The organism is Pseudomonas sp. H1_D04 (assembly GCF_054683855.1).
Map to the genome: position 1 here is coordinate 1,984,847 of NZ_CP162826.1, position 14,982 is coordinate 1,999,828.

A 14,982-nucleotide genomic window follows, 5' to 3' on the forward strand; every position below is an offset into this window, starting at 1 on the left:
GAGCTTGGGCATTTTTGTGGTTAGCGGGCTTGCCCCGCGCTGGGCTGCGAAGCAGCCCCTAGTACAAACACCGCGTCCTTTCAGAAAGAACGCATTGCCTGGCCTTGGGGCCGCTGCGCAGCCCAGCGCGGGGCAAGCCCGCTCACCACGGATAGGTGTTGCAACCTGCTAACCCGTACAGCGCAAGTTGCTCTGATCACAACCCAAGCAGGGCTGATCTGTGGTGAACAGCCTCACCACAAATCAGTGTTACGGCACGACGGTTGCTTAGAACGCGTAGCGTGCTTTGAGCATTACGCCGTCAGCATCAAAACCACTGCGCGCCTGACGCGTATAGCTGGCGCCCACGCTGAAGTCCGACACCTGATAGTTAACGCCAACACTGGCCTCATAGCTGTCACGCGCCACCGACGCACCGGTCACGGTAAACGCTGAACCACCGGCCACGAAGCTGGAGGTTTGCGCCACGCGATCACCCATCAGGTCGTGATAGGCCATCAAGGTCGCTTCCGGTTGCAGGCTACCAGCACCCATCGGCAGGTTGCCCGCCAGACGCACACCGGCGCCCAACTCACCCACTTCATAACGCTGCGAACGCGTGCTCAGTGCGGCCGAGGAGCCTTTCTCGTCGTAGCCATCCATGCGCACGTTGGAATAACGCGCAGCCACCCGTGGCTCGATCACCACCGCTTGCGACGGCTTGAAGCTGTAGCCACCGATCACACTGGCCGACAACACATTGCTGTCGTAGCTGCCCTTGGCCGTGGTACCGGCGATGTGGCGCTTGCTGTCGTTTTCGTTGTGGCCGTAGCTGAGGCTTCCATCGACAAACCAGTCTTGCAGCGACCAGTTGCCATACAGCGACAGTGCGTGCCCCTCGACGTCGGTCTTGTTGCCCAGGTCCGAATGGATATTCGAATTGAGGTAGCTGTAAGCCACGCCCAGGGTCGTGGTGTCGCTCACACGACTGTCCACACCCACCGCCATGCCGCTGCTGTTGGCCGAGTAGCCGTTGTTGCCGCCGCGACCGTCCTGATCCATGTTGCTGCTTAGGCCCTGCACCCACACACCGCCGGCTTTTTTAGCTTCGCGCTGCTCGGTGAGGCGGTTGAAGATCGCGCCGTTGACCACGGTCTGCCCGGACAAGGCGATGTCCAGCGCGCCACGGTTGACGTCCGGCGCGAGCTGATCACCAACCCGTGCCAGTTGGTCGGCGGTGCCGGCGTTGGCCAGCGCCTGGAAGACTGCATCGTCTGCGCTGAGACGGCTCAGGACACCGTTCTTGAAGGTATTGACCGCCGTTGCCGACGCACGGCTCGCGCCCACGCCAGAGAGGTCTGTCTCAACTTGCTGGTCAGCCTTGACCGCTACCACGGCCTTGACCGTCTGCGCATCGGACGAGTAGCTGAGCACATTCAGCAGCGCAGAAGAGCTGCCCACGGACAGCCCGTTGTCTTGCACGCTGGTGGCTTGCAACAGGGTGTATTGCGTGCCGTCGTTGGTGCTGGCGAAGTCGCCGGGGTTAGCGCTCACAGTCAGCTTCGACGCCTGGGCGAAATTGGCGGCACCGTTGACGGTCAGGTACGGCGTGGTCGGCACGACGCTGTCGGACAGGTGCATATCGATGCCCGCGCCGCTGGCGACGTTGAGGTTGCCGGTGATGGCGGTGCCGGGCGCCGACAGGTTCAGCGCCCCTGAGTTGACCGACACCGGTGCGATGATGCGGTTGCCGGTGAACCCCGCCTGGCCGTCGATATTCACCGCGCTCAGGTTGAGTACATCGCCAATGATGTCGCCACCGGTCCAGTTCAGGGTTGCCAGGTTGCGCGCATCGATGGCCGTGCCGGCGTTGCTGCGGATTTCGCCGGCTTGCTGGTTGATCTCGAACGATGACGTTTGATCGGGGCCGACCAGAATCGCCGTGCCATCGGCGATGACCGTGCCACGGTTGACGATGCCGCGCGAACCGCTCGCGCTGTTCTGGGCGAAGGTGGCCTCCAGGAACTCAAAGGCATTGGCATTGGTGCCCTTGGCCTCAAGCGTGCCGGTGTTGAGGATGTAATCGATGGTGCCGTTATAAAAAAATATGCCTTTGGCGTCATTGCCGTTGGCAGAAATCAAACCGCTGTTTTCGATACGCAGCGGGCTGGTATCCGTTTCCACTTCGATGCCCCAAGCGCCTTCACCCGTGGCCTTGATAGTGCCGGAGTTGAGGATCTTGCCGCCGATGGTGGTGGGGGTAAAGTTGTCGCGATCCAGCACGATGCCGATCGCGCCTTCGCCGGCCATGTCGATCAGACCAGTGTTGGACACATCGCCGCCGATGGTGGTGCCGTGCAGGTAAATGCCCTCGCCCCCACCGATATAGAACGGCGGCGGTGCAGGCGCCGACGGTGCCGTCGAAATGATCGTGCCGGAGTTGATCACGCTGCCGCCAATGTTGGTCTTGCCGATTTCCAGGCCTTCGTCGCCACCGTTGTTCATCAGGATGTTGCCGGCCTGCACCACGTCACCGGTGACAGAGCCCGGGTTGAGGTTGGGCGGGCCAGTCCAGTACATCGGGTCCAGAGCAAAGCCCCGCACGGTGTAGCCGTCGGCATTCAGCGTGATGTCAGCGCGGTTGATCAACGAACCCTGGATATGGGTATCGGCGACACCCAGCCCGGCTGGGGGCGCACTGGTCGGTGTGGTCACTTGGGTGGTTTGCCCGGTGAGGATCAGCGACTCGTTGTAGGTCTCGCTGACAAACTGGGTCTTGCCCGCGCCAAGGTCCACTTCCACCGCGAGCACCTGCGTGCTGATGGCGCCGACCATGATTGCCAACAGGCTTTTCTGGAACTGCTTACGCTTCATTTCAAACTCCATGAACTACAGGTCAAAGCCGCCAACAGGCCCGGCGGCAGTAGGTGTATCGAGTGAGGGATCAACGGATCCAGAGGCATGCCCTCGGCGCGTTTGCGTAATACGCGGGCGCAGCCATTCGCACCGCACAAGGCAGTGGCGAAGAAGGGAATAGGGGGAAAAAGGCTCACATCAATCCTTAATGTTTTTGAAAACGCTGCAGTCCATGCAGCCCGACCGCGTGCGGGTGGGCGCGGTAAAGACCTTCAAATGTACGAAAAGGTTCAGGATTGTGTCGGAAAGTTGTGTAGTCGATCACAATGCGGCGGTGTTTGCGGGGAGCGGGATTCCACTGGGCGGGGGCTTATCGTCCGGCCGTCGTCCAAATGGCCACCGGGTTTGGCGACGATTGAGTGAACCGCTCATCTGCTGGCGATTCTGCTGCGCAACGGCTTTGATCGGTTGGATGCGATCAGTCCAGGCTCAATGCCAACCCGGCCTGATTTAAATCAGGCGGCCGTGGTGCCGCCCATCCCATCATTGCCCACGGCACACGTTGTAGGCCCGGTTCTCGGCGACCTCTTCCATATGCTTGCCGACGATTGAGTTGAGCACCAACAGGCGTTCCGACTTCCCCGTCGGTCGGTAGGCAGGTCCCTGAGCATCACTGTGCAGACTGAAACCGCTGGCGGCCAACGCCTTGACCAGTTGCGTGCGCTTGAGCACATCGCCGTTGCCACGAAAGTCGCTGACGGTAAGAAACACGATGCGGTCTTTCTGCAACAGCCAGATCGGCCGATCACTGGTCTGGCTTTCGAAGATGTAGGCACAGTCCACAACGGCAGCGGGAAAACTGGCCTGGCGAACATAACGCCCACTCTCATACCCCACCAGCGTCACCAGCCCAGGTTGCACCACGGCGATTGCATCCTTTGTCTGGCCGCCCTCCTGAACGCCGTAGTTCGTATAAGCCCAGCGCAACCTTGTGAACTCAGCGGGCGTCGCCTCCAGCGCCAGGTCGGCCCGGATCCGCGCCTGATCTTCCGCACCCCGGTAGGGCAGGCCCTGGCAGCCCGCGAGCGCCGTCAGGCAAAGGAGGATAAAAGCTCTGTACAGCATCTGAAATGTCCTTGTTTGTTGATTGTCAGCCACAGGATTTACCGCCATCAAAACGGTCCGCGAGGCTGCGCACCTGGGCCAGATTGCCGGGTTGGATCATGATGGTATTAGCGTCCAGCAATGCACGCTCAGGCTCAATCCAAAGCGTGCCGACCAAACAGGCGGCCGCTGCTGCGAGCACCACCACCCCAGCAATCCGACTGACCATAAATCGCAGCGTTGCCCGCGGCGTGCGAGGCTGCTCAAACACAAACGCGAACAACAGCCCGATGGCGCACCACAAAACACCGGCCGCCGCCGAGCCCAACATTGACGCACGCCTATCGAAGTAGACCCAGACCAGCATGAACGCAATGGCACTGACGGCCATTACCAGCAGGCACAACCCCTGCGCGACTCGACAGCCGATACTCAACGTGCGCGCCAGTGGTGTCGGAATACGGGGATTCATTGATCATCCTTGAAGAGAGAAAATAACTCAGCGCGCCGATTATCCGGGTTGTCGAGGCCAGTCGTCCTGCACATTATAGCGACACACTAGTTTAAATTAAAAAAGCAGTTTCACTTAATAGCTCACCGATCAGAGTTACACCCTAACCAAGAGGTCTCTTCTATTACAGGAACACTAACGGACATTAAAAAACCAAAGCACGAAACCTAAAGCAAATCCAGCCATGGCCATTTGCAGATAGAGAAATGCATGCGCCTCCAAGAGGCTAATAATATCCTCACCACCACTCAGCCAATAACCCGCTATCTGAAAAAATGCACACATAGACACTAGCGCTAACGCCGAGGCGCAAGGCAGATAAACGGCTACCCACCAAGGTTCATTTTTTCTCATGGCCACTCCTTGCTATGTAAATACGCTGTCTCCTTTCAACTTTATGCAGAGACGCTAAGTACGACGACACTTCCATACAATTGCATAAGGCAACTCATCATCCAGCGAGTCTAGCGACCGAAAATGATACACCACTGACGCGCTCTCCAAGCTTTTATGAATAAAGGCGCCATCAGACATTATTCGATAAGAAGCATGCTCCATGACGTCACCCATCGCCGTCAATGCTTGTTTTATTTGACTATAGGTCGCCCCTGCCCGCTCAGGTATTAGCACTTCTGGTGGATAACCGAGAGCCATATCATCACTTTCAACTTCTCTGAAACAGGCTCTCCGAAACGCACCCTGACTGGCAGCCCAGTAAAACGAGAGCACCCTCAGCGTGTCCTGTCCGTTCTCATTAATCACATCGGCCAGACAGTATTGAGTGTCTGAAATGCTGTAGACACCCTCATCAATGAGTGAACGGGAGCCCTCGGGTATATCAAGGACATCATCCTGTTTGAATCTAAGCAAGCGAGGCCATTGGATCATCACCGTGACTTCCTGATTTATTTGATAAATTCGTGGTTCCCTGTCAACTAGCAGGGCAATGGGAAAACCACAGGGATCAGACCACTATTAATGTAACCGTGGTCTGACCCCTATTTCAAGGGCAGGGAAACTAACATCAAACTTTGACCAACCAAAGAATCCGAGCTAGTTGGACATCCGCGCTACTTGAAGCCCCAACACATTGATTGATAACAATAAATAACTATCAAAAAGTTTGGCGGCCTGAGACCGAATCTATTAACCTGACAGGCGACAGCTGTTTTGATATCGATTCGCCGGAGAACTTAGAAGCTGCCACTAGTTGGCCGCCAAGTTATTGCGCAGTAAATTAGTAATGGGAAATGCAGAAAAGTTCGCGGGGGTGGGCCTGGGAACTGGATCGCAATAATCACTATTGGCAGGATGAAACAGCCGCCGATGAGGGAGCGTCAGCTAATAAATCTGTAACTGACCCACCGCTACCGGTGCATGGATATAGACGCAAATATTAAAGGCTGCCACACGACTCTGTGGTGAGCGGGCTTGCCCCGCGCCGGGCTGCGAAGCGGCCCCATTAAGACCGGCGCGTTTACTCAGTAAAACGGCGGAGGCAGGTTTTGGGGCGGCTTCGCAGCCCAGCGCGGGGCAAGTCCGTTCACTTCAGAGTTATGGGTCGGCCTTTAGGCGTTGTTTAGCGCACTAGCTGGCGTCTTTGTTCTGGACAGCGCCAGGTACCAGGGTCAACCCCGGTTTCTCCACGTCACGAGAGACATGGGATTTCACTTCCGACACGCCGCCCTCTTCGTCGTTATGAATCACCAGCACGCCTGGCCGGCGCAGTTGCTCCAAGTCGCCTTCTGCCAGGCTGAAGCTTTCGCTCAGGCTCTTGTCGCTGAGGGCCTTGGCCTGGGCGCGACGCTGGGCGAACTTGCGCCCCTTGCGCTGCTGGTAGCGTGCCCAACTGACCAGGATCACGGCGTTGAACAACGCGATCCAGAGGTAGATCTGCAAGGTGTTGAGCGCCGCAAAAATCGGCGCGTCAATGCGCGGGCCGCCGTGGGTATCCAGCATCGAGGTAATCCCTCGCGCCAGCAGCCAAACCAATCCGGCCCAGGCCATCAGGGTCAACACCACGTCGATGATCCACATGACGGTACTTTGGCGAGTTCTGACCAGTTTCATGATCACGCCTCCTCTTCAACAGGTTTGATGCCACGATCCGGGCTGACCCAGCGCGCGCGCTTCTGGTGCTGGTTGAACAGCACCTTGGGGAAACTGACCAGGGTGGTGAACAGACTGACCAGCCAGAACACCATCGGGTACCACACGGTCCAGAACAGGGTTTTCCACAGGTCTTTCTCGTAGCGGCGGTCGATCAGGATGCTCACGGCAAATTGCAGCAGGCATACCATCGCCAACACCAGGCCGGTAAACGCGGGCGGCATCAGTGAGTCCACCGCGATCGCCTGGGGCAGCGGCGTGAATTTGCCCACGCCCCAAAAGATGACCGACAGCATGAAGGTGAACGCCCAACCGGTGGACAGGCAGTATTCGAACAACAGCGGCCACAGGTAGCGGTGACGCCATTGCCAGATGCCACGGATGTTTTTGAACAGTACTTCGGCGCCACCCTGGGCCCAGCGCAGCCGTTGTTTCCACAGGCCGCCGACGGTTTCGGGCATCAGAATCCAGCACAGCGCGCGGGGCTCGTAGAAGATGCTCCAGTGGTCGAGTTGCAGCTTCCAACTGACGTCGATGTCCTCGGTGATCATGTCGGTGGACCAGTAGTCGATGCGGTCCAGCGCCTTTTTGCGAAACGCCACCACCACACCCGACACGGTGAAGATCCGACCAAACACTCGTTGCGTGCGCTTGATCAAGCCAATGATCGACGAGAACTCGCCCACCTGCACGCGGCCGATCAAGGTCGAGCGTGTGCGGATACGAGGGTTGCCGGTCACGGCACCCAGGCGCGGGTTGTCGAGCATCGGCGCGACCATATAAGCCGCCGCGTTTTTATCGAGCAATGCATCACCGTCGATGCACACCAGGTATTCACTGCGCGCCGCCACGGCGCCCATGCGCAAGGCCACGGCCTTGCCCTGGTTCTGCGCCAGGTGCAGCACCCGCAGGCGTGGATGCTCCAGCGCCAGGGCGTCGAGCACTGCGGCGGTGTTGTCTTTGGAACCGTCGTTGACCGCGATCACTTCGATGTTCGGGTACATCTGACCGAGGGCCGCATGAATGGTGTCGGCGGCGTTATCACCCTCGTTGTAGCAAGGGATGATGATCGAGATCAGCGGGTTGCCGGCCAGGGTCGGCGCCGGGGTGTCTTCTTCCCAGGGCCAGTGGCGCTCCCAGTGCAGCCAGAAGTACAAGCCGCCGGAGATCCACAGCGCCGACATGAACAGCGGGTAGAAAAACACAAAGTCCATCAGGAACTGCCCGGTGACCAGGAAGATCAGTCCCAGGGGCACGCCTAATACCAGTGCCAGCACGAATAAAGCCAGGATTCTGTCGAACATGGTCAAGGGTTCCATTGGTTGGAAAGGGCCGGACGCACAGTCTTCAGGTCCGGGGAGTTTTCCAGGAAATTGTCCGGGTAGTAGCCAAAACTCGTGACACCCTGGCGCTTGAGTACACCCATCCATTCAGCCATTTGCTCGGCGGACAGGTCGGGGGCTGCTGGGGTGCGCCAGTCTTTGGCTTGCAGTTCGAATACCGTTCGCTGCATCGCACCGGGGCGGGCTTTGACCGTCGCCACCAGTTTCTCCAGCCAGGCGTTGGAGTTCTTCAGCGTCTCCCCTTCCATCAGCGGCATGGCCATGGGCGCGGTCCAGTCGTAGGTCTGGAGGAAATCGTCGAGGTTCTGCGCGAACCAGGCTTCGCTTTCTGGGTTGAGCATCGGCTGCGCGAAGATGTTGCGCGCGGTCAGCACCTGCGGCCCAGAGATAGCGCGGACCTTGGCGGTCAGCTCCTTGGTGAAGTCGATCAGGTAGCGGCTCTTGAAGCGCGTCCAGCGCTGCATCACCGCAGGGTCGGCGCGCAGTGCCTCGATGCTGCCCGGCAGGCCGTTGGCAGCATAGGCCTTGAGCGCGGCGGGGCTGGCGTCTTCGAAGTCCGAGAACACCGCATCGTCGTGGTACAGCACACCGTCGATGGCACTGTTGCGCGCCAGGTCTTCATAGATCTCGCCAATGATTTTGCGCACTTGCGGGTCGAACGGCGACAGGCGTTTGTATTGATCCGGGTCGATGCCCACTTTGCCGGTTTCCGGGTCCCAGCGCGTCACACGCGGCAGCTTGGGATCAAGGGCGAAACTCAGCACTGGCATCCAGGCATACACGCTGGCATGGGCACGGGTGTGCAGTTGCCAGGCGACGCGGTTGAACAGGTCGGCGCGCACTGGCAGGTGGCGGTTGGGGAAGTACAGCGAGTGGACCAGGCCGTCACCCTTGGGGTCGGCGAAGGCTTGCAGGAACACCGTGCCGGCGCCCATGTCCACGACGCGCTGCACCAACTGGTCGAGGTTGCGCGCCTGTTGGGCCGGGTCCGGGTCGTAGACATTATCCAGGTCCACATGCAACACCCGCAGCGGTGCCGGGGTTTGCACAGCGACGATGCTGTTGGCGAAATGCTCGCCGTCCGGGTCGGAGGCCACCAGAAAGCGCGGGCTGTTCATCAGGTCATCGGAGCTGTCGAGGCCATCTTCCAAGGTCAGGGCCATTTGGTAGCCCTGCTCACCAACGATGGCCAGCGAGGTGCCTTTGGCGGCGCCATACGGCCATACCCAGACCCGTGGTTTCTTGCCGGTCACGGTTTGGATCTTGTTGGAGATCGCGACCACATCCGCACGCAACCGCGCATCGAACTGGGCCTGGCTTTCATAACGACCGGTGGCCGGGTCATAACGCAGGGAAGTCGCAGCTGGCTCCAGGTTGCCCTGGGGGTTGGCCAGGATGCCTTTGTGATTGGCATCGGTGTGCGCGGCGATTTCCACCAGGCCGGACTGGGACACTTCGCGAATCTGCTGCCAGGTCAGGAACTCACCACGCGGCCGGGGTGAACCGGCAAAATCCACCGGCTGGTTGAGCGGTGTGTCGATCCAGCTGCCCACCGGCGCCAGCAACGCCGGCCAATGGTAGGCGCGCAGAATCGGCAGCACGCGGGTGTAGAAGCTCGAATAGCCGTCGTCGAAGCTGAGCATGATTGCTTTGGGCGGCAATGCCGGGCCGCCATGGCGGGCGGCCAGGATCTGGTCAACGCTGACCGCCTGGTAGCCGTTCTCGCGCAACCAAGCCAACTGCTCGATCAAACGCTCGGTACGCACCGCCACCACGGCCTGGTCAGGATCACGATCCGACACATCGTGGTAGGCAATGCCCAGGAAGTGGTTTTTCGGCCACGCCTGTTCGTTGAGCGGTGTCGGCCGCTCGGCGGGTGGAGTGAAAGGTGCGGGTTGCTGGGCGCAGGCACTGGCCAGCAATACGCCCAGAACCAACAAGCAACGGCTGAGGAAGGTCATGGTCAGGCTCTTTTAGAAACGGTAAGTGAGGTCGACGAGCAGGCGCAGATCGCGTTCGCGATCACCGTCGTAAGGTCGGCTGATCAGGCTCAGGTTGGCGCCAGCGTCGAGTACGTCGTTCCAGCGATAGCGTTGGCCGTAGCCGATCAACGCCATGCCGCCGGTGGAGTAATCGCGCTGGCTATAGGTACCCGCACCGACCTGGAACTGCTGACTCCACTGGGTCTCGTAGCGGTGATAGAGCACATGGTTGATGTTGATGACGGGCAGCACGGTCAAATCCGACTTCGGATTGAAGTACACCGTGTCTTCCTTGCTGTTGCGGCTGGCGCCGACTTCCAGGCCCAGGTCCACTTGCACGCGCGGCGAGCTGTAGAGGCCCTCGCGGCCGCTGAGCAAGGCTTCGAAGCGGTCGTTGCCGTCGCTGAAGTGGGACGGGCTGAGGGTCAGTTTCCACTCGCGGCTTTCGTTGGCGCGCCAGCGAATAAAACCGCTGCCGCCGTTGGCGGTGATGCCATCATTCAGCGCGCGCAACGGCGTGGTGCTCAGCAGGTAGCCGAGGCTGCCGCCGTATTGCCAGTTGTCGTTGATGTCACGCGCAATCGAGATCGCGGCGCCTTGTTTGGAGCCATCGCCGTAGGAATGGTTGGAGACCTCGGCTTCGATGGTCATGTCTCGGGTGCGCCGCTCCACGCCGACAACCTGCCAACGATGCTGGCCGGTACCCTCTTCGAAATCTGCGCGGGCATAGCCGGCACCGGCAAACAGGCGCCAGTCTTCGTCGATAGGCGGCGTGTAGAGACGGCTTTCGATGCCCCAGTCACGGCTCCCCGACACCGCACCCGCTTCGCTGTCATTACCGCCGCCGAAGCTTTTACCCGTGTAAGCCTCGACACGCAGCTCGGCCATGTCATGCACATCGCGCAGGCGGCTAAGGCGCTGCACCTGACGGTTATCCGGGTTGCGCGCAACCACGTCGTCGGTGAGCACGTCGAGCTGGCGCCACTCCTGCAGGTCCATGGCGGTGTAGGCCTGGCTCACTTCCAGGCCGATGTCGCGCGGGGCCTGGGCTTCGGTTTCCTTGAGAATGCCTTCGGCGCGCCGGGGCAGATCGCGGGCGCGATACATGTCAGCCTGGGCCAGACGCAGGCCGACGTTGCCCGGTGCTTTTGCTACCAACGCTTCCAAACCGGCTTCGCTGCCCGGCAGGTCGCCACCGTAGACGCCGGCCTGGGCCGACAGTTGCTGGGCGTCCATCCACGCATCGTTGGGGTTGCCGATGGGCAAGCCCTTGAGCTCGACCCGAGGGTTCTGGCTGTTGGCGAGTCCTTTGGCGACCTCGTTGGCATCCTCGCCTTTGTCGCTTTCCTGCAAGGCGTAGAACAGCGCGGTGGTGTCTTCGACCCGATCATCGGGCTCCGCGTCGGTGGCGCTCAGCGCCTGGCGATACAGCGGCTCGGCTTTTTCCGGCTGGCGCTGGTCGAGGTAGGACGCGGCCACCCAACGCACGGCGTAGGTCGGCAGTTGCACACCTTCGGCCTTAAGCGTTTCGTACTCGCGGATCACCTCGGCGGTACGTGCACGCGCCTTGAGTGCACCCAGGCGGTCGATGCGCCAGCGCACCACATCGTCATGGGCGGTGGCGTCCGGGGTCCAACGAGCGAGCAGTTTGTCGTAGTCCGCCAGGGCGCGGTCGGCAATCACATAGCGTTCTTTTTCGCTGCGCGTGGCGAACTCGGCCATGCGCACCCGTTCGGCGGCGAGGTCACCTTCGAGGCGGCGCTGGGTCACCGGGTCCAGCAGGCCCGGACGCTGGGCCGACAGGCGCAAAGCGGCTTCCGGCAAGCGAGCCTTTTGCAGGGCGACGATGTATTCGCGGGCGACTTCGGGCTTGTCGCCAGCACGGATAAACGCCTGATCGAATTCAAACAGCGCGTCGTAGTTCAAGCCGGCGCGGGTCAGCGCATACCCCAGGGCCATGCGCCGGTTGGGGTCGTCTGGCTTGGCGGCCACCAGCGCGCGGGTGCGTTGCACGGCTTCATTGGCTTTGCCGCCGTCAGCCTGGGTCAGGGCCAGGCCCAGTTGCAGGTCGACGTTATTCGGTTCACGCAGCAGCGCCTGGCGATAGGTCGCCTCAGCCTGTGGCCACTGCTTTTGATTGCGATAGGTGCGCGCCACGGTGGCGAGCGCTTGGGTACTGAGGTTGCGATGTTTACCCTCAGCTTCGTACACCTTCAGCACTTCGGCGTCCTGCCCGGCCCAACCGGCGATCACCACATGATCGCTGACCTGGCCTGGCGTCTGGCGCTCGGCAGACAGCTGACGCAATTGCGTAAGGGCGGGTGTGAAGTTGCCGTTGCGCGCCTGGATAATCAGCGCGTCATAGGCCGGATCGGCCATGGCGAAAGTGGGCATCAACAGCTGGCTGCATAAAGCTGCCCCGATGAGCAGTCGCAACCGGCCTGATGCACTGAGTGGTAGGTTTCGCAACATATCGTGAGCTTCCTTACACACGGAAAGCTGTAACGATAGGTGATCCTGAGCGACATGCTACAGGGTGCCGGCGTCTAATGACCCGGCCTAGCTTTCCTGTGTGAACTATCTCTTAGGAACGTAGGAAGAAGACCAATTCAGAACAATTGTTCAGAATTGATGGGTAGCCGCTGAGTCGGGCCTGCACAAAACAAATGTGGGAGCGGGCTTGCTCGCGAATACGCAGTGGTGACTGATCCACTGCATTCGCGGGCAAGCCCGCTCCCACATTTTGACTGCATTTCAAGCAGCCTCACGAAGAGGCTGGGTGTTGAGGCGTTACTGTGCGCCGCTGACCGCGCCGACTTTGGCCATTACAAAACCAATGAACTGCTCGACGGTCATCTTCTGGCCGTTGAACGTCACTTCATTGTTGGCGTAGTGCAGCTTGGAGACCACGTCGCTACCGACCAACGTTGCCAACTGCGTGCCAACTGCCATGCCGCTGACCATCTCGGCGGCCATCTGGGATTGCTGCTCGATGGCTTTAGGGTCGGTCACGCCACCGAGTTGGGCTTGCAGTGCGGAAACGTCAGCGATCATCGGCTTGGAAAGGGTCAGATTGGCATCCAGCAGCGCAATCATCTGCTTGCCCAGCTCAACTGGCGGCAGCTCCATGGACACCGGTTTAGCCAGGTCTACCAGCAGGCTGAACTTGCTTTCACCGTGGGTGGTTTTCAGCGACAGGTTTTCCACAGCCACTTGCGGCTTGGCAGCCAGGACCTGATTGACGTTGGCTTCAGCCAGGGCTTGCTCGGCTTCAGTCAGTTGCAGCTCGGGGGCCGGCTGGTTGGCTGCGGCGGCGGCTTGCACCGGTTGCATCTTGTCCTGGTACAGCTTGGTCAGCACCAGCATGGCCGGGATGTCGACATTCTTCATGCTCACGGCCAAGGCCGCCGAACCTACAGGTTTACCCTGGTAGCCGATCTCGTCGATCTTGTAGTCGACACGGCCGGCCAGGTTGTTGTCCTTGGTTTCGCTGGAGTCTTTCTGCTCGAAGCCTTTGACGGTCAGCACGGCTTTCTGCGGGCCGAAGGTGAACTTGCTGTCGGTCAGCTCAACGGTGTTTTGCCCGGTGTAGAAGCCGAAGGTGGATTTTTCCAGGTTGCTGGCGATGGTCAGCCCAGACAGCTCAGCTTCGAAGTGCTCGCCCTTGGCGTCTACCGCGGCGACCTTGACGCTGTTCATGAAGCCGTCGGCCTTGACCTTCTGGCCTTCGGCAGTGCTGTCGAAATTCATGTTTGCGCCGGAGAAGCTCACCGAAGACGTATCGTCTTTGAACTCCAGGGGCAGCAATTCGATATTGCCGTTGACCGAACGGGTGTAACCAATGTTGGCCACGCCTTTGAGTGGAGATACGTCTTTGGCGGCGGCGAACCACTTCTCGGTGGTGGCGTTCTTTTCCAGCTCGTAGTGACTGGTGGCCATGACCGGCAGCCACTTGAGTGTCACCAGGCGCGAGAACGGCAGCGGGCCGTGTTCGATATGGTCGACGAACAGCAGTTCCGGATTAGGGTTTTCTTCGCCGAAGACCGAACCCTGGCCTTTCAAGCGGTAATGGGCGGTGCTGCTGAACACGCCACGGTCCAGGGAGACCAGCTCCAGGGCCACAGTGCCATCGACGCCGGCCATGGAGCTCTGCAGTTCCTTGTTGGCGTTCTGGATCGCGGTTTGCAGCACTGGCTCCAGTTGTTTACCGGTGTACCAGGCGCCGCCTGCACTGACGACGCCTACGGCGACAACAAAACCCAAAAGAACGACTGCTGGCTTATTCATGAAGTGACCTGATCAAATCCTGTGAGAAGTGGGCTGTCTTCCTTGAACCCCGATGGGGTTGGCTCAAGCCCGCCGAAAACGGGGGAAGATTAGCACTGGCGGCCGCGAAGGGCCCAGATTTCTCAGAGGTTCAGGCGAGCAGTTGGTTCACGAGTATTCCAGTTCGATCTCGTCGAGTTGGTGATCGAAACTCTTCAGCCGTGCGGTCCAGGTGTACACCAACACCTCAAATTCGCGGTGTATCACCGCGTTGCCGGGGGTATCGGCCTTGGGGTCGCAGAAGTCCAGTTGGTAGCGTTCGCGGGCCATCTGCGTCGCGACGTCAGACAATTCACGCGCATTGTTAAGCCAATGCCTACCATCGGCGACCTGCCGATCGAGGGCCACGCACTGTTTTTTCAGAACTTCGAGGCTTTTTTCCAGGGGGGTGCCGGTGAGGTCGCCCATGACCTCCTGAAAGGTGCGGCCCGGCTGCCAGTAGCTGCCCCAGAAATAACGATCGAACACGGTTTCCACACGCCGCAGCGCGACCTTGGTGTCCCAGATCGCCACGCGGGTCTTGCCTTGTTCGAGAAGTTTTTTCTTGATCCGTTGATTTTGGTAAGAGGCCCAGGCCACCACGCCGATGGACAAGGTGCCGATCACCAGGCAGGCGCTGTCGAGAAAGACCATGGCCTTGTCGAGCTGGTGGGCGAGCATGACGCCGTAGAAATACGCGGCCGATAACAGCACCAGTGCGAGGAGCACGCACCAGAAAGCGGGAGCATAAGGGTTTTTCATTATTGGAATCCCCATGAGCAAACGCGAGCAG

The 14,982-nt window shown here is 59.9% G+C and carries 11 protein-coding genes; all 11 read right to left on the minus strand.

Going from position 1 to position 14,982, the window contains the following annotated elements:
- Window positions 1-267: 267 nt before the first annotated feature.
- The gene (locus AB4N82_RS09040) at window positions 268-2,853 is read right to left on the minus strand and encodes an autotransporter family protein (RefSeq protein ID WP_460104838.1); all 2,586 of its coding nucleotides are present in this window, start codon (window positions 2,851-2,853) and stop codon (window positions 268-270) included.
- A gap of 525 nt (window positions 2,854-3,378) precedes the next feature.
- On the minus strand, window positions 3,379-3,960 hold the full coding sequence (locus AB4N82_RS09045) for a hypothetical protein (RefSeq protein WP_095186323.1): 582 nt from the start codon (window positions 3,958-3,960) through the stop codon (window positions 3,379-3,381).
- Between the two features lie 25 nt (window positions 3,961-3,985).
- A complete protein-coding gene (locus AB4N82_RS09050; RefSeq protein ID WP_122764471.1) occupies window positions 3,986-4,411 on the minus strand; it encodes a hypothetical protein in 426 nt (141 codons plus the stop codon).
- Between the two features lie 174 nt (window positions 4,412-4,585).
- Window positions 4,586-4,804, minus strand: a complete 219-nt coding sequence (locus AB4N82_RS09055) for a hypothetical protein (protein WP_122764470.1) — start codon at window positions 4,802-4,804, stop codon at window positions 4,586-4,588.
- Window positions 4,805-4,858: 54 nt separating this feature from the next.
- A complete protein-coding gene (locus tag AB4N82_RS09060) occupies window positions 4,859-5,338 on the minus strand; it encodes a hypothetical protein (RefSeq protein WP_032884845.1) in 480 nt (159 codons plus the stop codon).
- Between the two features lie 699 nt (window positions 5,339-6,037).
- Complete coding sequence (gene pgaD / locus AB4N82_RS09065) at window positions 6,038-6,520, minus strand: poly-beta-1,6-N-acetyl-D-glucosamine biosynthesis protein PgaD (protein WP_032884843.1); 483 nt, start codon at window positions 6,518-6,520, stop codon at window positions 6,038-6,040.
- Between the two features lie 2 nt (window positions 6,521-6,522).
- A complete protein-coding gene (gene pgaC, locus AB4N82_RS09070) occupies window positions 6,523-7,863 on the minus strand; it encodes a poly-beta-1,6-N-acetyl-D-glucosamine synthase (protein ID WP_032884842.1) in 1,341 nt (446 codons plus the stop codon).
- Window positions 7,864-7,865: 2 nt separating this feature from the next.
- Window positions 7,866-9,863, minus strand: a complete 1,998-nt coding sequence (gene pgaB / locus AB4N82_RS09075; RefSeq protein WP_095186326.1) for a poly-beta-1,6-N-acetyl-D-glucosamine N-deacetylase PgaB — start codon at window positions 9,861-9,863, stop codon at window positions 7,866-7,868.
- A gap of 12 nt (window positions 9,864-9,875) precedes the next feature.
- The gene (gene pgaA / locus AB4N82_RS09080) at window positions 9,876-12,356 is read right to left on the minus strand and encodes a poly-beta-1,6 N-acetyl-D-glucosamine export porin PgaA (RefSeq protein ID WP_122756775.1); all 2,481 of its coding nucleotides are present in this window, start codon (window positions 12,354-12,356) and stop codon (window positions 9,876-9,878) included.
- Window positions 12,357-12,674: 318 nt separating this feature from the next.
- Window positions 12,675-14,171, minus strand: coding sequence for a YdgA family protein (locus AB4N82_RS09085; protein WP_460104839.1), 1,497 nt, complete (start codon window positions 14,169-14,171; stop codon window positions 12,675-12,677).
- A gap of 147 nt (window positions 14,172-14,318) precedes the next feature.
- On the minus strand, window positions 14,319-14,951 hold the full coding sequence (locus tag AB4N82_RS09090; protein ID WP_122764468.1) for an NADH:ubiquinone oxidoreductase subunit N: 633 nt from the start codon (window positions 14,949-14,951) through the stop codon (window positions 14,319-14,321).
- Window positions 14,952-14,982 lie beyond the last annotated feature (31 nt).

Excerpts from the sequence above, each read along its gene's own strand:
- AB4N82_RS09040 (WP_460104838.1), bottom strand. The coding sequence starts at position 2,853 with ATGAAGCGTAAGCAGTTCCAGAAAAGCCTGTTGGCAATCATGGTCGGC.
- AB4N82_RS09045 (WP_095186323.1), bottom strand. The coding sequence starts at position 3,960 with ATGCTGTACAGAGCTTTTATCCTCCTTTGCCTGACGGCGCTCGCGGGC.
- AB4N82_RS09050 (WP_122764471.1), bottom strand. The coding sequence starts at position 4,411 with ATGAATCCCCGTATTCCGACACCACTGGCGCGCACGTTGAGTATCGGC.
- AB4N82_RS09055 (WP_122764470.1), bottom strand. The coding sequence starts at position 4,804 with ATGAGAAAAAATGAACCTTGGTGGGTAGCCGTTTATCTGCCTTGCGCC.
- AB4N82_RS09060 (WP_032884845.1), bottom strand. The coding sequence starts at position 5,338 with ATGATCCAATGGCCTCGCTTGCTTAGATTCAAACAGGATGATGTCCTT.
- pgaD (WP_032884843.1), bottom strand. The coding sequence starts at position 6,520 with ATGAAACTGGTCAGAACTCGCCAAAGTACCGTCATGTGGATCATCGAC.
- pgaC (WP_032884842.1), bottom strand. The coding sequence starts at position 7,863 with ATGTTCGACAGAATCCTGGCTTTATTCGTGCTGGCACTGGTATTAGGC.
- pgaB (WP_095186326.1), bottom strand. The coding sequence starts at position 9,863 with ATGACCTTCCTCAGCCGTTGCTTGTTGGTTCTGGGCGTATTGCTGGCC.
- pgaA (WP_122756775.1), bottom strand. The coding sequence starts at position 12,356 with ATGTTGCGAAACCTACCACTCAGTGCATCAGGCCGGTTGCGACTGCTC.
- AB4N82_RS09085 (WP_460104839.1), bottom strand. The coding sequence starts at position 14,171 with ATGAATAAGCCAGCAGTCGTTCTTTTGGGTTTTGTTGTCGCCGTAGGC.
- AB4N82_RS09090 (WP_122764468.1), bottom strand. The coding sequence starts at position 14,951 with ATGAAAAACCCTTATGCTCCCGCTTTCTGGTGCGTGCTCCTCGCACTG.